Origin of the sequence: Syntrophotalea acetylenica, from assembly GCF_001888165.1 — a bacterium.
GTDB lineage: Bacteria > Desulfobacterota > Desulfuromonadia > Desulfuromonadales > Syntrophotaleaceae > Syntrophotalea > Syntrophotalea acetylenica.
This window is the reverse complement of the sequence record NZ_CP015455.1, coordinates 2,234,179-2,254,677: the sequence shown is the minus strand read 5'-3', so window position 1 is coordinate 2,254,677 and position 20,499 is coordinate 2,234,179. Positions and strand designations below refer to the sequence as shown.

The window sequence follows — 20,499 nt, the reverse complement described above, 5'->3', positions numbered from 1 at the left end:
CTATCCGGACACCCCGGATAGACACAGCGTAATTTTCGTATGGGAAACGAGAATTTTTGAAAGATGCGGAAAAGCATCCATTTGCGCGAAGACGTGATGCTATAAGTACGTGTGCAGATTGATGCAGGGATCGAAAGGAAAAGCCTTTCCCGGATAAAAACCGAATAAAAGGTAATATCCTTGCGGGGCTATTATGAACTTCAAAACCGTGCCGATCAACACCGACCAGGCAACCTCTTTGCTGGAGTACCTGCGGGTACTCCAGCCTTTTCTTCAGAATCCTGAAAATACGGAAATCGTTATCAATAAACCCGGCCAGGTTCTTACCGAAAGCCGCCTGGGATGGTCCGGTAACGATGTTTCAGGTCTAACTCTGGCGGTCTGCAACCAGATCGCCAAGCTGACGGCCACCTGGTCGAAGCAAAGTCTGGACGAGCGCCAACCGCTACTATCGGCCACCCTGCCGGGAGGGGAGCGTATTCAGGTGGTAATCCCACCGGCGACCCTTTCAGGCCGTGTGAGCATGACGATCCGGAAACCCTCGAATATCGATTTTACGCTGGATGATTATGAAAAGCAGGGGTATTTCGACCAATGCAAAGTCGACTCAAAAGGGATTTCCGAAGGTGATTTAAAGCTACTTGATTTGAAGAATTCCCGAGATTTCAGGTCGTTTTTGGAGATGGCCATTGAGCTTAGAAAAAACATTATCATTTCCGGTTCTACGGGTTCGGGCAAAACCACCTTTTTTAAATCGTTGCTCCAGTTGGTGCCGGATGATGAGCGGCTTATCAGCATCGAGAACGTGGACGAACTGGGACTCTACAAGACACACTCGAACACGGTGAGTCTGTTTTACTCGGCCGGGGGCAAGGGGTGTCTCCGGTTACGCAACAGCACCTTCTCGAATGTAGTCTGCGCATGAAACCGGATAGGATCTTTGTCGCTGAGTTGATCCGCGGCGATGAAGCGTTTTACTACCTCCGCAATGTCAACAGCGGTCATCCCGGAAGTATCACCACCATGCACGCCAATAGCGCTCGGCTTGCTATCGAGCAATTGGTGTTGTTTCTTAAGGAATCCTCCAGCGGTGGGAGCATGAACCGTGGGGATATCAAGCAGTTGCTCTTCATGTGTGTGGATATAATCATTCAATTGCAAAACGTGCGTGGCAAACGGATGATTACGGAGATCTACTATGATCCTGAATTTAAGCAGCAACAGCTGGTTTAAACTCGTTTTGATTATAGGGGGTCTGTCTTTTGCCCTGGTCGGGTGGGCCTGGGTCAGCGGCTATTTTTTTCTGGAGTTGGCCGGGCTCGATGGAGTCAGGGCCACTCCCCTGATCCTCTATCGGTATTGGTATTATTACGGGGGACTTCAGAAGACGGGGGCACTCCTGTGCCTGGCCGGCATAGGGGGCCTGTTCCCGATTGGGTTACTGCTTCTGACGATCCTCACGCCCCATCGGCGTAAGTTGTTCGGGACAGCCAAGTGGGCAACTGCTCGCGACCTCAAGGATGCAGGGCTGTTTTCCAGAGACGGTATTATCGTCGGCCGGCTGTCCGGAGTTTTCGGCTCTGGGAAACGGTATCTGATCTCAGGGGGGACGCAGCATGTCCTTATGGCCGCCCCGACCCGGAGCGGGAAGGGCGTGAGTGTGGTCATCCCTAATTTGTTGTCCTGGAAGGACAGTGTCATTGTCCTGGACTTAAAGCGGGAAAATTGGGATATCACGGCCGGTTTCCGGGCAGCCCACGGTCAAAAATGCTTTCTGCTTAACCTGGCACCTCGGGATTGCAAAACCCACCGCTGGAATCCGCTCTATTACATCAGCGATAACCCGGCCTTCAGGATCAACGATATTCAGAAGATCGGCCAGATGTTGTTTCCCAAGGTTGACGGCGAGGCCCCTATATGGCAAGCCTCGGCCCGCTCCCTATGGCTGGGCCTGGTGCTTTATTTGTTGGAAACGCCCGAACTTCCCGTTACGCTTGGGGAAACCCTGCGCCAGTTGACCATGGGGGACAAGCGCCTGGCTGAAATCATCAAACAGCGCCGACAAGACAAACACCCCTTGAGCGATGAATGCTATCTGGCTTTAAAGGAATATCTGGATACCCCGGAAAAAACCCGGGGATCTGTCCGCAAGGGATTCACAGCTGCCTTGGAGCTATTTTACAATCCCGTCATCGACGCTGCAACTGCCGGAAATGATTTTGATTTGCGGGATATCCGGAAGGAACGCATGTCAATCTATGTGGCCATCTCTCCAGACGACCTGGACCGATTGGCTCCCCTGATCAATCTGTTTTTTCAGCAAGTCCTGGATCTGAACACCCGCGAGTTGCCGGAACAGAATCCGGAGCTGAGATATCAATGTCTGCTGCTGGCCGATGAATTTACCGCCATGGGGAAAGTCGGCATTTTAACCAAAGGGATCAGCTATATCGCCGGCTACGGTCTGCGGATGCTCCCGATTATTCAGTCCCCCTCCCAACTTAGGGAAGTGTATGGTGCTGACACCGCCGAAACCTTCATCGAAAACCATGCCATGCGGATCATTTTTGCACCGAAAAACATCAAGGTAGCAAAAGAAATCTCCGATACGTTGGGCACGACCACAGTGAAGAACAGATCCCGCAACCGCACCCTGGTAGGAAAAGCCCATCGTTCCATCAACACCAGCGAACATAGCAGAGCGTTGCTGCTTCCCCAGGAAGTTATGCAGGTGGACAAAAAGTCCGCTATTTTGCTTATGGAATACTGTCCTCCGATCAAATGCCGGCGGATCGTTTGGTATAAAGATCCGGTATTTAAGGAGCGCGGGAACGGCCGTGATGGCGTCCGTTGGACTTCTCCGATAGTTCCTGAAATCGATCCGGAACGCCGGGTTAAAGGCAAGGTTCAGTCTGTATTTCCCCAATTAAACCAAACGACTGAAGCGGTTGTGGAACGGCCGATTACCGTCAGGGATATCGAGCGGATAGATACCATGGATATGGAGAATTTCAGCTGCGATTTTTCACAGATCGAGATTCCCAATAATGATATTTCGGATAAAACCATGGACGGTCTTGTAAATCAATTTTTCGGCTGTCTGGCGATGGTGTAGGAAGAGGATTTCATAACGGGATCTTTTCAAAAAAACCCTGGGAGGAAAACGGCAACGAAGAAAGAGATGAAGTGCTTGGGGAAAACACCTCGGAGCCACATGGATAAAAAGGGACGCTATTCAGACAGAAAAGGTCGACATGGATCGAAGCCAACGGAAAGTCAAGGCCGAAACCCTTCGGAATGAAAAAGAGGACCTGGCAAATCCTGCCAAGAAAAACCCCGGCCTTGTGAATGAAATCGATGCCATCCAGATCGGTGAAAAACTCAGCCACAATTTTCCCGGCAAAGCTGACCGGCAACGGTTCATGGATAGGGTCTGTGAACGGGTTGCAGGCAACTATCTCAACGGCCGTAAACCGGATGTAATAAAAGTCAGAGAGGGAAGATCTATCGGGCATTCCGTCCAGGGAAAAGAAGTCAGAGAATGAACGATAAACCTCGACGTCGTCATTACAGATAACTTCACGCAAATTCAGCAGACAGTTTACTTCACATAGTCAGGAGGTCAGCAAATGGCGCAGGAGCATGTGATCAGGTTTAAGGATAAACACGATTTGGACCTCTATGTGTATGATGCGAGCGATGCCCGTATTCGTTATGACACGTTATTTATGGGTTTCTATGAAAAAGAGAATGAATCCGACCCCAGAGATATTGCTCCTGGCAAGAGTCCGTGGGATGAAGAGCGCCAAAAGGTTACAATGGGGCTTTTCCCGATCTTTGGCGGTCTGGTCCGCCTCTCCTGGCACGATCTGCGGGACAACTTCATCGAATACACCTTCAACTTTGACGAGATTTTTCCCGACCGCATCATTCCCCATCCCAAGGCATTGGATGACCGGATCTTTTGGTCGGAGCCTTTGGCCTATACCCCCGGTATCATCCTGGAGATTATCGACCGTAGGCTAAATATTTATACGGTGATTGACCTGCATGTTCAGATACCGAATACGAATACGGTTAAAACGAAGACTTATCGGGCCAAAGTCTTCACCCGTGAGTTTTAGCCATGGGACAGTTTTTCTCCAAAGAAGAGGTAAGTTCCCATACCCCTACCCTCGAAGACTGGGAACTATATGGTAAAGCCCTGAAGAATTTGGAATCCTTTGAAGTTTCCCAAATCTATGACCGGAACGATCCCCATAGTCGCCTCTTCTTCGTACTGGCCGACGGCACCGAAAATGATCTGAAAGATCCGGACAAATATACGAATGTCGCTCTTTTAAAATATGAATTAAAAAGGAATGCCGATCCCCATGTTGCCTCCCACTATGTCAGTGGCGTCGGCACCTATCAGGGAGCCGGGACTCTTTGGACCAAAGCTTCCGCCAAGCTCGATGCCGTCTTTTCGCTGACCGACCGGCAAAGGGCCGAAGAGCTGTATGAATCCCTGTCCAAGCAGGTAAACACCTGGAAACGGGAAGACCCCGGCGCCAGAATTTCGGTCGTTCACGTGGGTTTCAGTCGGGGAGCGGGGGTGGCCACTCTGCTCAACCGGATGATCCATGAACGAGGAATCAAAGATACAGAAACCAAAAAGATCGTCAATGGAAAGCTGCAGCCAACCGGCGAACACCTCATCAAACCCGGCCAGTTGCGGCAAGCAGCATTGCTTTACGATCCTGTCACGACCTTCATGCAGGGCGATTTCACCCTCTCGCCCTCGACCGTCTCGGCGTTGCAACTCAACGCTGCCCATGAATACCGCGCGCTCTTTCCCGTAACCAGCATTGCCCACGGTCCTGATCAGCTTCAGGCGACCCTGCCCGGATGCCACGCCGACATCGGCGGCGGTTACGAAAAGGACGGCCTGGCACGATATGCGCGGGACCTGGGGACCGCGTATCTGAATCAGCTTGCGGGACACGCACTCTTCAGAAAACCGGTTCTTCCTCCGCGGGACGATCCCTCCTGTGTGATCCATCACTCCTGGGAACACAATGCCGCCTACGGCAAGCTTGCCGAACGGCAGGTCGTTCAGGGGGCAATGGACCGTTCCAAAGAAACCGTACCCTCATCCACATTGCCGGATGTTGAGAGGGCCACTTTACCCCCTACCGAGCGCCTGCCAAAAAACGGCCCATTCAAGGAAAAAGCCGACGACTTCCGGCAGATGGCCAGCACGGATCTGCTGGAAAAATACCCCGGCGACCAAAGTGTGCTCGATGCCGTGGCCGTACGGGAAACCGGCCGGAAATTTGCCGGTCGGTATCTGCCCAACGAAACCGACCGGGCCCGGTTTATGAACCAGGTCGATAGCCGCCTGGCCCACAACCTGGAATATGGCCAGCGCAACCCAGCCCCCCGGATTTTAGAAAAGCAGGAGACCCTAACGCTGGAAGCGGAACGATGAAAATACCGAAATGTTTCACAAACAGGTCCGAAATCATGCGATATCTGACAGATAACTTTTCTTGGGCACATCTTACGCTGGATTATCAGGAGGTCGGCAAATGACGCACGAGCATGTGATCAGGTTTAAGGATAAGCACGATTTGGATGTCTACGCGTATGATGCGAGCGATGTTGTCATACGTTATGCCACATTATTTATGGGATTTTATGGAAGAGACCTCGAAACCGATCCCAGAGACCTCGCTCCAGGTAAAAAGCCGAGGGATGAAGAACACCAAAAAGCTAGGATGGGTATTTTCCCGATCTTTGGCGGCTCCGTCCGCCTCTCTTGGCACGATTTGCGGGATAATTTTATCGAATACACGTTCAGCTTCGACGAGATATTCCCCGACCGCATCATTCCCCATCCCAAGGAACTGGACGATCGGATCATATGGGAAAATCCCTTCTTTTTATCCCGTACACCCGGCATCATCCTGGAAATCATCAACCGGACGCTGAATATCTATACGATTGTCGATATCGGCCTATTGGTTTTAGGAACCAATGACGAGGTGGAATGTTTGACTCACCGGGCCAAAATATTTACCCGTGAGTTTTAGCCATGGGATGGTTTCTCTCTAAAAAAGAGGTAAGTTCCCATACCCCTATATCCGAAGATTGGGAGCTGCATGGAGAGGCCCTGGCGAAATTTGAGGCCTTTAAATTTCCCCAACTTTATGATCGGAAGGACCCCCACAGCCGCCTCTTCGTCGCACTGGCCGACGGTACTGAGAATGACCTGAAGAATCCGCGTAAATACACGAATGTTGGGTTGTTAAATAATGAGTTAAAAAGGAACAATAGTCCCCATGTCGCCCGCCACTACGTCAGCGGCGTCGGCACCTATAAGGGAGGCGGGACTTTTCTGACCAAAGCTTCCGCCAAGCTCGATGCCGCCTTTTCGCTGACCGACCGACAAAGGGCCGAAGAGTTATATGAATCCCTGTCCAAGCAACTCAACACCTGGAAACAGGAAGATCCCGATGCCAGAATTTCAGTTGTTCAGGTCGGTTTCAGTCGGGGAGCAGGAGTGGTCACTCTGCTCAACCGGATGATCCATGAAAAAGGGATTATTGATGAAAACAAGGTTCGGTTCAGAAATGGCCAATATGAATTAACCGGCGAGCACCTCATCAACCCCGGCCAGTTGCGGCAAGCAGCATTGCTTTACGATCCTGTCACGACCTTCATGCAGGGCGATTTCACCCTCTCGCCCTCGACCGTCTCGGCGTTGCAACTCAACGCTGCCCATGAATACCGCGCGCTCTTTCCCGTAACCAGCATTGCCCACGGTCCTGATCAGCTTCAGGCGACCCTGCCCGGATGCCACGCCGACATCGGCGGCGGTTACGAAAAGGACGGCCTGGCACGATATGCCAGAGATATGGGAAACACCTATCTGAACCAACTCGCGGGACACGCACTCTTCAGAAAACCGGTTCTTCCTCCGCGGGACGATCCCTCCTGTGTGATCCATCACTCCTGGGAACACAATGCCGCCTACGGCAAGCTTGCTGAACGGCAGGTCGTTCAGGGGGCAATGGACCGTTCCAAAGAAACCGTACCCTCATCCACATTGCCGGATGTTGAGAGGGCCACTTCACCCCCTACCGAGAGCCTGCCAAAAGATGGCCCATTCAAGGAAAAAGCCGACGACTTCCGGCAGATGGCCAGCACGGATCTGCTGGAAAAATACCCCGGTGACCAAAGTGTGCTCGATGCCGTGGCCGTACGGGAAACCGGCCGGAAATTCGCCGGTCGGTATCTTCCCAACGAAACCGACCGGGCCCGGTTTATGAACCAGGTCGATAGCCGCCTGGCCCACAACCTGGAATATGGCCAGCGCAACCCAGCCCCCCGGATTTTAGAAAAGAAGGAGACCCTAACGCTGGAAGCGGAACGATGAAAATACCGAAATGTTTCACAAAAAGGTCCGAAATCATGCGATATCTGACAGATAACTTTTCTTGGGCACATCTTACGCTGAATTATCAGGAGGTCGGCAAATGGCAAAGGAACATGTGATCAGGTTTAAGGATAAGCACGATTTGGATGTCTACGCGTATGATGCGAGCGATGTTGTCATACGTTATGCCACATTATTTATGGGATTTTATGGAAGAGACCTCGAAACCGATCCCAGAGACCTCGCTCCAGGTAAAAAGCCGGGGGATGAAGAACACCAAAAAGCTAGGATGGGTATTTTCCCGATCTTTGGCGGCTCCGTTCGCCTCTCTTGGCACGATCTGCGGGATAATCTCATCGAACACACGTTCAGCTTCGACGAGATTTTCCCCGACCTCATTATTCCCCATCCCAAGGAACTGGACGATCGGATCATATGGGAAGATCCTTTGTTTAATGATCCCGGGATTATCCTGGAGATCATCGACCGGACTCTGAATATCTATACGGTGATTGAGTTAGATACATTAATACCGGGAACGGACCGAATTGAAACCATCACCCACCGGACCAAAGTCTTCACCCGTGAGTTTTAGCCATGGGACGGTTTCTCTCGCAAGAAGAAGTGAGTTCTCATGCTCCTGTTTCTGAAGACTGGGAACTCTTTGAGAATGCCAGGAAAGCGTTTGAATCCTTTCGCGTGCTCCAACTTTTTGATCGGAACGATCCCCATAGTAGTCTCTTTGTTGCCTTGGCCGACGGTACTGAGAACGATCTGAAGGATCCGGGTAAATACACGAATGTCGGCTTGCTAAGAAGGGAATTTCCGAAAAACAAGGATTCAAGAGTCAGTTTTGAATATGTCAGCGGCGTTGGTACATATCAAGGCGAAGGGACCCTCCTGACAAAAGCTTCCGCCAAGCTCGATGCCGCGTTTTCGCTGAGCGACCGACAACGGGCTGAAAAACTCTACAATGCTCTCTCCGATCAAGCCAACGCCTGGAAACGGGAAGATTCCGATGCCAGAATTTCGGTTGTTCAGGTCGGTTTCAGCCGGGGAACAGGAGTGGCCACTCTGCTTAACCGGATGATCCATGAAAGAGGGATCAAGGATACGCGGACCCGGGTATGGCGTAACGGCAAAAAGGAATTGGCCGGTGAGCACCTCATCAAACCCGGCCAGTTGCGGCAAGCAGCATTGCTTTACGATCCTGTCACGACCTTCATGCAGGGTGATTTCACCCTCTCGCCCTCGACCGTTTCGGCTCTTCAGCTCAACGCTGTTCATGAATACCGCGCTCTTTTTCCGGTGACCCGGATTGCCGCCGGCCCCGGTCAGTTGCAGTTGCGTCTGCCCGGATGCCACGCCGACATCGGCGGAGGTTACGAAAAGGACGGCCTGGCACGGTATGCGCGGGATCTGGGGAACGCGTATCTGAATCGGCTTGCGGGGCACGCGCTTTTTCGGCAGCCGGCTCTGCCTGCGCGGGACGATCCTTCCTGCGTGATTCATCATTCCTGGGAGCACAGGGCTCTTTACCGCAAGCTTAGCGAGCGCCTGAGCGTTCCGGGGTCGGTTGGCGCAGGTCTTGGGATAGATTCATTTGCGTCCTTGCCGGATGCCGCGCGGTCGCTGATATCCCACAGCGACCCTCTGCCCAAAGACGGTCCGTTCAAGGAAAAAGCCGACGCGTTTCGGCAGCTGTCCAGCAAGCAACTGCTGGAAAAATATCCAGGCGATCCGGATATGCTCGATGCTGTGGCCGTGCGCGAAACAGGCCGCATGTTTGCCGAGCGGCACCTGCAACATGGCGGGGACCGGCAGCGGTTTCTGGGCAAGGTCAATCATCGTGTGGCCTTCAACCTGGAACACGGCCAGCGCAACCCCGCGCCCCGGGTTCTGGACCCGCAGCATCGGCACGTGGCGGAGGAGGAGCGATGAGAAGAAAGTTCTCCACAAACAGATCAACAAGATTGGCGGAAATCCACCCTCGCCAATCCCTCCGGTTGAAGGGATGCGATCATGCCGAATCACATACGCTGAAACATCCTGAGCACCGACGGGTGCAGGGCGGTTCGCAAACCGCCTCTACAAAAATCCGCCCACCAGCCGCCATATACGGATCCAGCGCCGGAAACAAAAAACCGCTGCCATATCAGGCAACGGTTTTAGAACCGAAGAAAGTTGCACTACACCAATATTCGAAGTAGTCCTTTCAGGTGGGGCAGGTCACTTCGACGGAGCGAATTCATGTCCGCACGGCGGACATTTTACCATTGGGGTTGCATCCGTGTTGCGGCCGGTTGTGGCGCAACCGACCAGCAAAAGAGCCATCCCCTGTCCCGGGTTGTATCTCAAACCCCTGACCTTGTGGCCCGCGAACAAAAGCACGGCATTTTTCGGAGATGACGGTTCAGCGTTCCTGCCAGTCGGGTTTGCGGTTTTCACGAAAGGCTTCGATGCCTTCCCTGGCGTCCCGGGTTGTGCAAAGCCGCGCGAACAGCTCGTTCATATGATCAAACGCCCGGTAATAATCCATATCCTCGGCCTCGTAAAATCCGCGTTTGGCATTCTGTAGTGCAAGGGGGCTTTTCTGTGCGAGCAGCGCTGCCCAGGCCCGGGCTTCTTTGTCAAGCTCGCTTTCGGGGACTACCCGGTTTACAAGTCCCATCTGCAACGCCTCCGCTGCACCAAGTAAGTTTCCGTAAAACAGCATCTCCAGGGCTTTTTTCCGTCCCACGGAGCGGGCCAGGGGAACCACGGGGCCGACGCAGTTGAGTCCGACGTTGATGGCCGTCAGGCCGATGCGGGCATTGTCGGCGGCGATGGCAAGATCGGCAGCCGCGACGAGTCCGGCGCCGTTGGCGGCGGCAGCTCCATGTACCTGGGCAATGACGGGCTTGTTGATGCGGCTGATGGTGACGAGCGGGCTCTCCATCTGCTGTATCCAGCGCCGGTATTCAGAGGGGCTCTTGTCGGGGAATTCGGTTACGTCGATGCCGGCGCAGAAAGCCTTGCCCGCTCCTTTGACAAGGATGACGCGCACCCGGCCATGGGCATCCAGGGCCTTGAAAGCCGCATCGAGTTCGGCGGCCAGCGCGGTAGAGAATGTGTTCAGCTGCTGAGGGCGATTGAGGGTGATCGAAGCCACGAAATCATCGCCAGTCTCGACAATCAGGGTTTCATAATGCATTGCGCGCTCCTTTCCGTCTTGCACAATTCGCTGCGTAGCAGGCGAAGTGGTTCGGTTCCGGCTGGCGATTCCGCCTTTGTCGAACTGGATGTGTCAGGAAACCTGCGGCGATTCAATGTCTGCTTCTCCCAGACGGTCCGGGTTTTTTGCCGGCAGGTCCTGGCGGTAGGTTTCCTTGAGAAAAATACTGGCGGCAAGTGCCGCAAGTGCGCTTAAAAACAACATGAAAAAGGCATTCTGATATCCGGTCAGGGTAAATTCCGAGACACTTTTTTTATGACTTTCGAGGATCGATCCCAGCAGGGGTTGCATGAAGGCTCCCCCGGCAAAGGGGAACAGGTTGACAAGTCCCAGAGCGGTGCCTGCTATCCGTGCGGGAAAAAGCTCCCGGGCGTTGGTAAATCCTATCACTACGACGGCGCTGGCAAAGATTCCGAGTCCGAAACAGAGGGCGCCAATCACAGGCAAGGACATGTCGCCGGTAGCGAAGGCAAGCGAAGCGGTGATGCCGACCATGGCCATGCTGGCGAAGACGAGGGTCGGTTTGCGCCCTTTGAATATGCGATTCGAGAGACTCCCCACCAGCGGACTGCCAATGATCATGCCAATTGCTATCAGGGACAGAATGCCTCCTGTCTGACTTTTTGTCGCTCCGTATACCTGCATCAGATAGGGTCCCCCCCAAAGCCCGGCAAACGCAGCGAATATCCCGTAGGTAAAGAAAAACCAGAGGGCCAGTGGCCAGAAGGCGGGCAGGCTCAGTACCTGTTTTACCCCGACAGACAATCGGGCAGGCGGCCCTTTTTCTGTTGCGTGCTCTGCGGGTGAGGGCCATCCTATTTCGGCCGGACGGTCCCGTACAATCCGCCAGATCAATGTTGCAATCACTGCGGTCAACAGGCCGATCAGGATGAAAGACAGACGCCAGCCAAGCCAGGAGCTGGCCATGGCCATGGGTGTGGCTGCGGACAGAGAGCCGATCCCGCCCATGGCCATGAGGATGCCGGTCATGGTGGCGAATTCCCGGAGGCTATACCATTCCGCAAGAATTTTCAGTGTGCAGACAAACAGGGTCGAGACCCCGAGCCCGGCCAGAACCCTGCCGAGAATCGCCCAGGATGGAGAAGGAGCCAGGCCCAGCAGGATGGAGCCGATACAGGCTGCAGCCAGAAACAGCGTGATAGTCTTGCGCGGTCCCCAGCTGTCTGAGAGGAGTCCCGTCGGCAGTTGCATGAGTGCATAGGGATAGAAGTAAGCGGAACTCAGAAAGCCGATAAGCGTGCCACCGGCATGAAGATCCGCCATCATGTCCGTAGCGACGACTGCCGGACAAAGACGGTGAAAAAAGACAAGAACATAGCCAAAGGCCAGAATCCAGAAAATACACAGACGATAATGCGATGGATTGGAAAAACCGGAATTGGCCACAGGCTCCCCCTGGGATGCGATTAATTGTAGATCCTTGTCTTATACCAAAAATTATACGAAAATGGTCGCGAAATGAACTGGGCTTCTGGCAGCGGTTGATGGGGCTGTCCCGCCCGTACAAAGCGACATGGGGCTGGGGCGGGGTCGTGCCGGGCGGATAAGGTGCCGCGTTCGAAGCCGAGGAGGATGGTCGGCTGCGGCTGTGTTGATTCAAATGACAGTGGAGTCAGGTTGATATGAAAATACGCAAACCGACGGAGGAAAACCGTGCCAAGGTCTATGCTCTGTTGCGGCGGGCTTTTCCCCGCGGCGAATATGAGAGTTGCCTGGTGCAGGCCTTCCACGAGCATGGCACGCCGATCCACGAGTGGGTCTGCATTCACACCGGCAGGGTCATCGCCTACATCGCCTTTTCCAATGCCTATCACGGTGACGCGGTCTGCGGGCTGCATCTGGGACCCATGGCCGTCATGCACGAGTTCCGGAAACAGGGCATCGGTTCGGAACTGCTGCGCTTTGCCCTGAGGCAGGAGCCGATCAAAAACCAGCCTCTGTTTGTGCTGGGCGAGCCCCGTTTTTTCAAGCGGTTCGGCTTCGAACCCTGCAAGGCGCCCATCTGCCCCTTCGACAAAAACAACGCCCATTTTCTGAGCCTGCGCAACGATGCCGCCGGTAATTTCATGGTCGGCTACGAAGCGGAATTCAGATCTGCCGGCAAACCGCCTCTGCTCAAGGGCAGGCGGTAATGATGCAGCGATAGGCCTCCGCCTGGGCGGCTACAAGGAAGTCGTCTCCCGGAGGTCGAAAGCCAATGTCCCTCGCGGACAATCCGGCATCAGGGTCGGACTGTCCGCGAGGGTTCTTTTTTGGGGGGCCAGATAGCCGTGAAATCCATTGGTGAGTTTGCAGGAGCGAAGAGCAGCTTGCTTCGCATTAAATATTGGAGATTTTGTCTTCTGCTTCCTTCTTGGCCGATTGGCTGGCAGGATGGAAATCGATATAGGCCAGCATGCCCGGAAATCTCTCCTTGAAGATGAGTTCGAGGAATTCATATTTGGGTATCTGCAATACTTCGGCGTATTCTTCCCATTTTTCCAGGGGGAAGGCAGCTCTGCCATTTTCGAGATAACCGATAAAATTTCCGTATCGATACCCGAGAGCTTTCCCGAGTTCCGATTGGGTCATCTTCAGTGCTTCCCGCCGTTTTTTTATTTCCGATCCGATCAGATTTTCCATAGCGCTACCGTCCAGACGATAGAAAAATTAATGTATGGCGTCGGCTTCAGAAAATCAGGGCCGGTGCATAAATCCGCCGCTTTTAGAAACAAAGTAACAAAGTAATTGCTCGCCGTCAAGGATCATTAGCCTTCAAGGCAAGCGGCCTTGTGCGCGCAGGTTTACAGGCACAGTTGTTTCTGGTCCGAGGTTATCGCCTTGCGAATAGCCTGCAAAAGGCGGCCCTTGATGTAGGGTTTGGCCACGAAACCCTTGATTTTATCCCTGATGTCGCGGTTATGGATGAAGTTTTCCGTCAGGTAGGCGCTGGCCACGAGTATCTTGGCATCGGGGTCGATGCCCAGCAACTCGCCGATGCATTTTTCGCCGCCCATGCCCGGCATGATGAGATCCATGATGACCAGCCGGATGTCGTCCCGCCGCTGGCAATAGATTTCGTAGGCCTCTTCTCCGGACTGGGCTTCCAGAACCGTGTAGCCATAGCTGTGCAGATATTCCCGGCCGCGATGCAGGATGTAAGGGTCGTCGTCCACCAGCAGGATGGTTTCGTGCCCGCCAATGGGAAAGCGGATGATCTGGTGGTCGACACGGGTGGCTGGCAGCATGATTGAAATGCAGGCGCCTTTTTCGGCGTTGTTGCCGCAGGTGATGTGGCCTGAATGGTTCTTGACGAAGTTGTAAACGGTCGTCAGGCCCAGGCCGGTGCCCTGTCCCGGTTGCTTGCTGGTGTAGAAAGGCTCGAACAGGTGAATGAGATCCTGGTCGGACAACCCCGGTCCTTCATCGAGGACGCGCACCTGGATATATTCACCGGGACGCAGATTGGGGCGATTGGCGGCATAGGACGGGGTGGCGATGAAATTGCGGGTTTCGATGTGGATCGTGCCGCCATCCGGCATGGCGTCCTTGGCGTTGAGCAGCAGGTTCATGAATATCTGGAAGAGCTGGACCGGGTCGCCGTCCTTGACCTTGCAGTCGGCCTGCAGGGAAAGATCGAAGTCGATGCTGGAGGGCAGCAGGGCGCGCAGGGAGTGGGCGACCTGGTCGATGAGCTGGTTGATGTCGACGGACTGCCGGCAGCCGGGCTGGTCTTCGCGGAACATCAGCAGCCGCTGGGTCAGCTCGCTGGTTTTGATGACGGCCAGTTCGATTTCCTTGAGCTTGCCGTAAATGGGGCTGGTTTTATCTTCCGCGGCCAGCAGCAGCTCCACATTGGTGCCGATGATCTGCGCGAAGTTGTTGAAATCGTGCGCGACACCGGTGGCGAGGTTGGCAATGGCCTCCATCTTCTGCGAGTTGGCCAGCTCCAGCTGGGCCTTGCGCATGGCTTTTTCCGCCTCTTTCTGGGAGGTGATGTCGGTCATGTGCAGCAGCAGCGCCTGGCTGCCCTGCCAATCCATGGCGACGGCATTGGTCTGGACCCACCGGGTTTTTTGCGGATCGTTGACAATGCGGGTGCCTTCCAGCGGGGCGTCTGATGCGCCCTGCCGGGTTTGGTCGAGAAAAGCTCTGAAACTGGCCTGATCCTCGGGGTGAATGAACTGGAAAATATTCTGATTGCTGCCAAAACCGTCAATGATCTTGCGGTTGGCAAACACGATGGTGTCGTTCTGCACCACCATGATGGCGCTGGCGGAATTTTCCACCACCAGGCGGTACCGCTGTTCCGATTTTTTCAGATGCTCGTTGGCCTGGTTCAGGCGCACCTGGCTCAAGCCCATCTCGCCGATGACGATGGCCAGCTTGGAAAAATAATCGGTGACCGATTTGACCTTGTCTTCGGAGAACACCGGAACTTTCAGCAGGGCCTGGATGTACGCGGTCTCGTCAAAGCCGAAATCGCGCGCCTGCTGCATGAAAAAGGCGATATCGGGCGGTTGCAGCAGAAATTGTCCCATGTAGAGATTGGCGATGTGTTCGCCCTGGATCCGGATCGGTGCGGCGGCTTCCATCAGACCGTTCTGACAGCGGTAGATGATGGTGTCGGTCAGGCTGTCTTTAAAATATTTGGGAGGCAGGCAGATGTCGCTTTCAATACAGCGCTGATGGGTGACGGGATGTTTTCGGTGGAAGTTTTCGCAGATTTCCTGCCAATTGCACTTGGCCCAGATGGTGCCGTCCACTCCGATGATGGCCGCGGTAATGCCCACCAGGTCGGAAAACCGCTGGGCCAGTTCCCTGATCTGGGAAATATCGAATATTTCCTCGAACCTGTACAGCATGGGCCCTCCGCTGAAAGATGCGTGCATTTTAGGGCTTGCCCGGATTTCAGAAAGAATCCTCGCGCCGTTGCGCTTGCCATGCGCGCCTGAACGTGTCCCGTTTGTGGTCTCGGGGCGTGTGGCAGGCAAGCGGCATTTAGGCCTTTAAACGCCTTAAGTATGGGCGCTATCGAACAACAAATCAAGTTGTTGGTTTTTGTGAAACACACCCGTTGTCCGGTGGTGGCTCTGCCATGTGCCCAGGGTGTGACAGCGACGGGCTGATATAACCTCGTTTTCGATGAAAAGACCGCTTGACAACCAAGTAATTGATTGGTAGGGTTTTTGAAAAGTAAGTAATTGGTTGAGTTGTTGGGACGCAAACCCCGCTTGGCCAACCTCATTGCGCGAGTGTCCCTGCAGAAAATCCGCATCGAGCATGTTGCAAGCTGTCGACAAGACGAGGAGGTAACTATGTATGACGCATCCGTAGTCAAGGAAACCGCAAAAGTCACTCTGGAAGGTTACGATCCCTATGACAAGGACTACGGGACCGGGACCTCCGGGCTGGAGGAAAATCCGTCTCCTTTTGCGCGCATCAATGCCTGGCGGCAGCAGTTTCTGGATACGCCCCTGGGCGTGTCCGCCGAGCGGGCTGTGTTGTGGACGGAAAAGTTCAAGGAAAACAGCAACAAGCCACATATCATCCGCTGTGCGGAGTGCTTTGCCCATGTGTTGAAAAATGTTTCCATCGAAATCGGCAAGTATGAGCTGGTCGCCGGCAACATGGCGGCGCCGCCGCGTTGCGCGCCGGTTTTTCCGGAGTTCTCCTACGAGTGGCTGGTCGAGGAGATGGACAACAAGCCCTTCGAAAAACGGCCCGGCGACCGTTTCCTGATTACCGAGGAAACCAAGCAGCAACTGCGGGATATCCGCGAATTCTGGAAGAATCGGACAGTGCACGACCTGGCCAAATCCCTGATGCCGGCAACCGCCCTTAAAGGCACCGGTTCCTACGGCAAGGGCATCTACCTGCTCGGCAACTATTTCTTTGGCGGGGTGGGGCACACGTCGGCCCGCTATGAGAAGATCTATGAACTGGGTTGGAAGGGGCTGCAGGACAAGATCGACAGCAAACTGTCCGAACTGGATCCGTGCGACCCGTCGGTGCTGGACAAAATTCAGTTCTATCAGGCGCAGCTCATCTGCCTGGACGGCATCATGACCTATTGCCGCCGTTATGCGAACCTCGCGCGCCAGATGGCACCCGCGGCTGAAGGCGAGCGCAAGCAGGAGCTTTTGCAGATGGCGGATAACCTGGACTGGATCGCCGAGAACCCGCCGCGTTCCTTCTGGGAGGCCCTGCAACTGTGGTGGATGCTGACCGTGGTTATCACCATCGAGGGCAATGGCCATTCCATCCACTGGGGACGTTTCGATCAGCATCTCTATCCCTTCTTCCGCAAGGACATGGCCGAAGGGAAAATCACCAAGGACTTTGTCCAGGAACTGATCGAGGGGGCCTGGATCAAGATCAGCGAGCTGACCAAGATCCGTGACGAAGGTTCTACCAAGGCTTTCGGCGGCGTGGAGCTGGGCGGGCCTTCCTTGACCATAGGCGGGCAGACTCCGGAAGGTGAGGACGCCACCAACGAACTGTCTTTCATGTGCGTCGACGCCATGGCGCATGTGCGCCTCAACGCCCCCTGGCTGACCAGCCGCTGGCACGCCAACTCGCCCCGCGAATGGTGGATCAAGGTTACCAAGGTGGCCAAAATGGGGCTGGGCATGCCGTCCTTCTTCAATGACGAAATCATCATCCCGTCCATGGTAAACCGCGGTCGCACCATCGAGGACTCGCGGGATTACGGCGCGCTGGGCTGTGTGGAGCCCAACTCCGAGGGGCGCGAATACGGCTGGCACGACGCCGCGTTTTTCAATATGAACAAGGTTCTGGAGTTGGCCATCAACAACGGCAAGTGCACCGGCTGCAGCGCCGCGTGCCCCATGTACGATCAATGTGTCGGCGCCGGCGAGACCCTTGGCCTGCAGACCGGATCGCTGGCGGATTTCAGCAGCTTTGACGAGGTCCGGGAGGCCTACGACAAGCAGATGAAGTACTGGGTCGACCGGCTGGTGATGGCGGAATGCGCCATGGATGTGGCGCATCAGACGCGCAAGCCGCTGCCTTACCTGTCCCTGCTGGTCGAGGATTGCATCGACAAGGGCAAGGACGTGACCGCCGGTGGAGCGCGTTACAATTTCATCGGTCCCCAGGGGGTCGGCGTGTCCAACGTGGCCGACGGCCTGAGCGCCATCAAAAAGCTGGTGTTCGAAGACAAGAAGATCTCCGGGGCCGACCTGCTCGATGCCCTGGAAAAGAACTGGGAAGGTTACGAGCCCATCTATGCCCTGATCAACAGCGCCAAGGTGCCGCATTACGGCAACGATGACGAAGAGGTCGACGACCTGGCCCGCTGGGGCGCCAAGTGCTACTGCAAACACCTCGAACGCCGCCCCACACCGCACGGCGGGGAGTTCCAGGCCGGTCTCTATCCGGTGTCGGCCAACGTACCTTTCGGCGCCATCACCCAGGCCAGCCCCGACGGCCGCAAGGCGGGTGAGCCGGTCGCCGACGGCGTGTCTCCGGTGCACACCAGCCGTGGCTCTCACGACGTCTCCGGGCCGACGGCGGTGGTCAAGTCCGTTTCCGCCCTGGATCACGGCATCGCCTCCAACGGCACCCTGCTCAACATGAAGTTCAGCCCGTCAACCCTGGCCGGGGAGACGGGGGATGAAAACTTCATCGGCATGATGAAGGTTTATTTCCAGCGCAAGGGCATGCACAACCAGATCAACGTCATCAGCCGTTCCGTGCTGGAAGATGCCATGGATCATCCGGAAAAATACAAGGGACTGATCGTGCGCGTAGCTGGCTACAGCGCCTTTTTCACCGAACTGGATCCCAGCGTGCAGCGTGATATTCTGGAACGAACCGAGCTGGAATTCTGATGTCAGCGCGATTGCCGGGCCGTACAGCCGGCCCGGCAATCCTGTATCAAGGCCATCGCCAGGGGGCATACGATGAAGATGAATTTGAAGACGGCGTTGCGCATGATCAGCGCAAGTCAGGAAAAAGCCGAACAGCTGGGGGTGCCGGTATCCATTGCGGTGGTGGATGCAGGGGGCAATCTCGTGGCCCAGCACCGCATGGACAACGCCATGCTCATCAGTCAGTTTTTGTCTCTGAACAAGGCCTATACCTCGGTCGCCACCACCATGCCTACGGAGGAATTGGCCCGGCATACCCAGCCTGGCGGACCTTTCTTTGGCGTGCATACCTGCCAGGCCGCCAGTGGCATCTGTATCTTCGGCGGCGGTTATCCGGTGTCCGACGAGGGCTGTATTGCCGGAGGCATCGGTGTAAGCGGTGGGTCGTCCGAAGAGGATAGGGCCATCGCAGCCGCCGGCCGCGATGCTTTCGAGGTGGCCGCGGGACGCTGAGCAACCGTCGCGAAATCCACACGGGAGAGCCACGGACAGGAAGGGAGTTTGCGATGCAAGACAACATCGCTCCAGGCAGGGTCGACAGGCTACAGCCGGACATGGATGCCCGGGGCATTGTGTACAGCATACAGCGTTACACGGTTCATGACGGCCCCGGCACCCGGACCTCGGTGTTTCTCAAAGGCTGCACCATGAGCTGTCTGTGGTGCTGCAATCCCGAAAGCTGGGACAAAAACCCGGAGGTCGCCGTTTATGAGCAACGCTGTATCGGGGTCGAGAAGTGCGGCTATTGTCTCGATGCCTGCCCGTTTACCTCGCAAGGCATTTTTCGCATCAGCGAGGAGGGCCTGGTGGCCGGTATCGATCGAAGCCTCTGCACCCGCTGCATGGCCTGCGTCGATGAATGTCCGGCAAATGCCCTGGCCCGCTGGGGCGAAGACATGACGGTGGCGCAGGTGATGCGTGAAGTGCTCAAGGATCGGGAATTTTTCGATGAGACCGGCGGCGGCATTACCGTTAGTGGCGGCGAGCTGTTCGTGCAGACGCCCTTTGTGGTGGAACTGCTGAAGGCCTGCAGGGCCGCCTATGTGCATACCTGCATCGAAACCGCCCTTGGCGTGCCATGGAATCTGGTGGCTCAGGCCCTGCCCTATACCGAATATGTACTGACCGATATCAAGCACATGGACGCGGACAAGCATCGCGCGTACACCGGCTGTGACCTGGCGCTGGTGCTGGATAACCTGAAAAGACTGGGGCGCTCGGGCATCCCGTCGGTGATCCGCGTTCCCCTCATTCCCGGATACAACGACAGCGATGAGAACATTGAGGCCACGGCCCGGTTCATCGCCAGTGAATTTGGGTCCACACCCCGGCAGGTGCAGGTATTGCAGTTTCACGAACTCGGCAAGACCAAGTACGAAACCCTCGGCAAGGCTTACCCTCTGGCGGATATGAAGAAGCCGCTTCGGGAGGATTATGTGGCCCGGTTGAAAAGTGCCATCGGCATTCTGCGCAACTGGGGATTGCCGGCCTATGTTGGCAGCAATGTGAAAATGACGCGTTAGGCATCATTTCCGATCCTGAAAATTCCAAGGGCGGAGGGTGCGTCGGCATCCTTCGCCCGTTTTCTATCCACGGCATGGCAGGAGCATGCGGCAAAAAGGCGCATGTTGTTAAAATCCCACAAACAATCCCGCAACCGGCCATCCAAACGCAAAGTTCCGGATGCCGTGATTGGGCGAGAGTCCTGGCCTGGTTTCTATTCATGGGCCATGTCCCTGAAGTCCGGCAAAAGGCCGCGTTATGTCGGATCGAAGTGTTCCACTTTTTTGACTTCAACATCTCGTCCTTATTGTGTAATGGTTTTTTGATGGTAGTCTGGTGGTAATCTTTATGGCGGATCGTGCCAGAATGGATTGAAATCCCTGTTGCTTGCGGGAGCCCTATGTAAAATTCAAAACAACCCGGAGTTTGTGACCGCCGGCTTCGGAAGAACAGGGAGGAACAACAGG

The 20,499-nt window shown here is 55.1% G+C and carries 18 protein-coding genes; 13 read left to right on the top strand and 5 right to left on the bottom strand.

Annotation, left to right across the window (positions count from 1 at the left end):
- The first annotated feature begins 208 nt into the window (after positions 1-208).
- From A6070_RS10380 to A6070_RS10375, 3 genes are read left to right on the top strand one after another with little or no spacing between them, the layout of a single operon-like run.
- On the top strand, positions 209-925 hold the full coding sequence (locus A6070_RS10380; protein WP_201787899.1) for an ATPase, T2SS/T4P/T4SS family: 717 nt from the start codon (positions 209-211) through the stop codon (positions 923-925).
- On the top strand, positions 922-1,233 hold the full coding sequence (locus A6070_RS16345) for an ATPase, T2SS/T4P/T4SS family (RefSeq protein ID WP_201787898.1): 312 nt from the start codon (positions 922-924) through the stop codon (positions 1,231-1,233). The genes A6070_RS10380 and A6070_RS16345 overlap by 4 nt, the downstream gene beginning before the upstream one ends.
- A complete protein-coding gene (locus A6070_RS10375; protein ID WP_072285690.1) occupies positions 1,199-3,115 on the top strand; it encodes a type IV secretory system conjugative DNA transfer family protein in 1,917 nt (638 codons plus the stop codon). Before A6070_RS16345 ends, A6070_RS10375 begins: the two co-directional genes overlap by 35 nt.
- Positions 3,116-3,125: 10 nt before the next feature.
- Here A6070_RS10375 and A6070_RS15420 read toward each other — a convergent pair whose 3' ends face one another.
- The gene (locus tag A6070_RS15420; protein WP_145926338.1) at positions 3,126-3,587 is read right to left on the bottom strand and encodes a hypothetical protein; all 462 of its coding nucleotides are present in this window, start codon (positions 3,585-3,587) and stop codon (positions 3,126-3,128) included.
- A 42-nt stretch (positions 3,588-3,629) separates the two neighbouring features.
- Here A6070_RS15420 and A6070_RS10365 point away from each other — a divergent pair, with 42 nt between their 5' ends.
- The 6 genes from A6070_RS10365 (at position 3,630) to A6070_RS10340 (ending at position 9,361) form a co-directional block, all read left to right on the top strand.
- Positions 3,630-4,124: a hypothetical protein gene (locus A6070_RS10365; protein ID WP_072285688.1), complete on the top strand. Its 495-nt coding sequence runs from the start codon at positions 3,630-3,632 to the stop codon at positions 4,122-4,124.
- 2 nt (positions 4,125-4,126) lie between these two features.
- Positions 4,127-5,470 (top strand): T6SS phospholipase effector Tle1-like catalytic domain-containing protein, encoded by a 1,344-nt coding sequence (locus A6070_RS10360; protein ID WP_072285687.1) that lies wholly within the window; start codon positions 4,127-4,129, stop codon positions 5,468-5,470.
- Between the two features lie 100 nt (positions 5,471-5,570).
- Entirely contained in the window at positions 5,571-6,074 is a 504-nt protein-coding gene (locus A6070_RS10355; protein WP_072285686.1) for a hypothetical protein, read from the top strand.
- A 2-nt stretch (positions 6,075-6,076) separates the two neighbouring features.
- Positions 6,077-7,420: a T6SS phospholipase effector Tle1-like catalytic domain-containing protein gene (locus A6070_RS10350; RefSeq protein WP_072285685.1), complete on the top strand. Its 1,344-nt coding sequence runs from the start codon at positions 6,077-6,079 to the stop codon at positions 7,418-7,420.
- 100 nt (positions 7,421-7,520) lie between these two features.
- Positions 7,521-8,015: a hypothetical protein gene (locus A6070_RS10345; RefSeq protein WP_072285684.1), complete on the top strand. Its 495-nt coding sequence runs from the start codon at positions 7,521-7,523 to the stop codon at positions 8,013-8,015.
- A gap of 2 nt (positions 8,016-8,017) precedes the next feature.
- Positions 8,018-9,361, top strand: a complete 1,344-nt coding sequence (locus A6070_RS10340) for a phospholipase effector Tle1 domain-containing protein (RefSeq protein WP_083558435.1) — start codon at positions 8,018-8,020, stop codon at positions 9,359-9,361.
- A 472-nt stretch (positions 9,362-9,833) separates the two neighbouring features.
- Here the strand turns inward: A6070_RS10340 and A6070_RS10335 are convergent, their stop codons facing one another.
- Together A6070_RS10335 and A6070_RS10330 are read right to left on the bottom strand one after the other, a co-directional pair.
- A complete protein-coding gene (locus A6070_RS10335) occupies positions 9,834-10,613 on the bottom strand; it encodes an enoyl-CoA hydratase/isomerase family protein (protein WP_072285682.1) in 780 nt (259 codons plus the stop codon).
- Positions 10,614-10,706: 93 nt separating this feature from the next.
- Positions 10,707-12,041, bottom strand: coding sequence for an MFS transporter (locus A6070_RS10330; protein ID WP_072285681.1), 1,335 nt, complete (start codon positions 12,039-12,041; stop codon positions 10,707-10,709).
- A gap of 236 nt (positions 12,042-12,277) precedes the next feature.
- Here A6070_RS10330 and A6070_RS10325 point away from each other — a divergent pair, with 236 nt between their 5' ends.
- Positions 12,278-12,787, top strand: coding sequence for a GNAT family N-acetyltransferase (locus A6070_RS10325; protein WP_072285680.1), 510 nt, complete (start codon positions 12,278-12,280; stop codon positions 12,785-12,787).
- A 187-nt stretch (positions 12,788-12,974) separates the two neighbouring features.
- Here A6070_RS10325 and A6070_RS10320 read toward each other — a convergent pair whose 3' ends face one another.
- Together A6070_RS10320 and A6070_RS10315 are read right to left on the bottom strand one after the other, a co-directional pair.
- Entirely contained in the window at positions 12,975-13,277 is a 303-nt protein-coding gene (locus A6070_RS10320) for a helix-turn-helix domain-containing protein (protein ID WP_072285679.1), read from the bottom strand.
- 161 nt (positions 13,278-13,438) lie between these two features.
- A complete protein-coding gene (locus tag A6070_RS10315; protein WP_072285678.1) occupies positions 13,439-15,499 on the bottom strand; it encodes a PocR ligand-binding domain-containing protein in 2,061 nt (686 codons plus the stop codon).
- A 453-nt stretch (positions 15,500-15,952) separates the two neighbouring features.
- Between A6070_RS10315 and A6070_RS10310 the strand changes: the two genes are divergently transcribed.
- The 3 genes from A6070_RS10310 (at position 15,953) to A6070_RS10300 (ending at position 20,052) form a co-directional block, all read left to right on the top strand.
- Positions 15,953-18,490 (top strand): glycyl radical protein, encoded by a 2,538-nt coding sequence (locus A6070_RS10310; protein WP_072285677.1) that lies wholly within the window; start codon positions 15,953-15,955, stop codon positions 18,488-18,490.
- A 72-nt stretch (positions 18,491-18,562) separates the two neighbouring features.
- Positions 18,563-18,982 (top strand): GlcG/HbpS family heme-binding protein, encoded by a 420-nt coding sequence (locus A6070_RS10305; RefSeq protein WP_072285676.1) that lies wholly within the window; start codon positions 18,563-18,565, stop codon positions 18,980-18,982.
- A gap of 53 nt (positions 18,983-19,035) precedes the next feature.
- Entirely contained in the window at positions 19,036-20,052 is a 1,017-nt protein-coding gene (locus A6070_RS10300) for a glycyl-radical enzyme activating protein (protein WP_083558433.1), read from the top strand.
- Positions 20,053-20,499 lie beyond the last annotated feature (447 nt).

Bases quoted from the DNA above. Each gene is read 5' to 3' on its own strand.
- A6070_RS10305 (WP_072285676.1), top strand. From the start codon at position 18,563: ATGAAGATGAATTTGAAGACGGCGTTGCGCATGATCAGCGCAAGTCAG.
- A6070_RS10325 (WP_072285680.1), top strand. From the start codon at position 12,278: ATGAAAATACGCAAACCGACGGAGGAAAACCGTGCCAAGGTCTATGCT.
- A6070_RS16345 (WP_201787898.1), top strand. From the start codon at position 922: ATGAAACCGGATAGGATCTTTGTCGCTGAGTTGATCCGCGGCGATGAA.
- A6070_RS10320 (WP_072285679.1), bottom strand. From the start codon at position 13,277: ATGGAAAATCTGATCGGATCGGAAATAAAAAAACGGCGGGAAGCACTG.
- A6070_RS10365 (WP_072285688.1), top strand. From the start codon at position 3,630: ATGGCGCAGGAGCATGTGATCAGGTTTAAGGATAAACACGATTTGGAC.
- A6070_RS10310 (WP_072285677.1), top strand. From the start codon at position 15,953: ATGTATGACGCATCCGTAGTCAAGGAAACCGCAAAAGTCACTCTGGAA.
- A6070_RS10340 (WP_083558435.1), top strand. From the start codon at position 8,018: ATGGGACGGTTTCTCTCGCAAGAAGAAGTGAGTTCTCATGCTCCTGTT.
- A6070_RS10300 (WP_083558433.1), top strand. From the start codon at position 19,036: ATGCAAGACAACATCGCTCCAGGCAGGGTCGACAGGCTACAGCCGGAC.
- A6070_RS10350 (WP_072285685.1), top strand. From the start codon at position 6,077: ATGGGATGGTTTCTCTCTAAAAAAGAGGTAAGTTCCCATACCCCTATA.
- A6070_RS10375 (WP_072285690.1), top strand. From the start codon at position 1,199: ATGATCCTGAATTTAAGCAGCAACAGCTGGTTTAAACTCGTTTTGATT.
- A6070_RS10315 (WP_072285678.1), bottom strand. From the start codon at position 15,499: ATGCTGTACAGGTTCGAGGAAATATTCGATATTTCCCAGATCAGGGAA.
- A6070_RS10345 (WP_072285684.1), top strand. From the start codon at position 7,521: ATGGCAAAGGAACATGTGATCAGGTTTAAGGATAAGCACGATTTGGAT.
- A6070_RS10335 (WP_072285682.1), bottom strand. From the start codon at position 10,613: ATGCATTATGAAACCCTGATTGTCGAGACTGGCGATGATTTCGTGGCT.
- A6070_RS10355 (WP_072285686.1), top strand. From the start codon at position 5,571: ATGACGCACGAGCATGTGATCAGGTTTAAGGATAAGCACGATTTGGAT.
- A6070_RS10360 (WP_072285687.1), top strand. From the start codon at position 4,127: ATGGGACAGTTTTTCTCCAAAGAAGAGGTAAGTTCCCATACCCCTACC.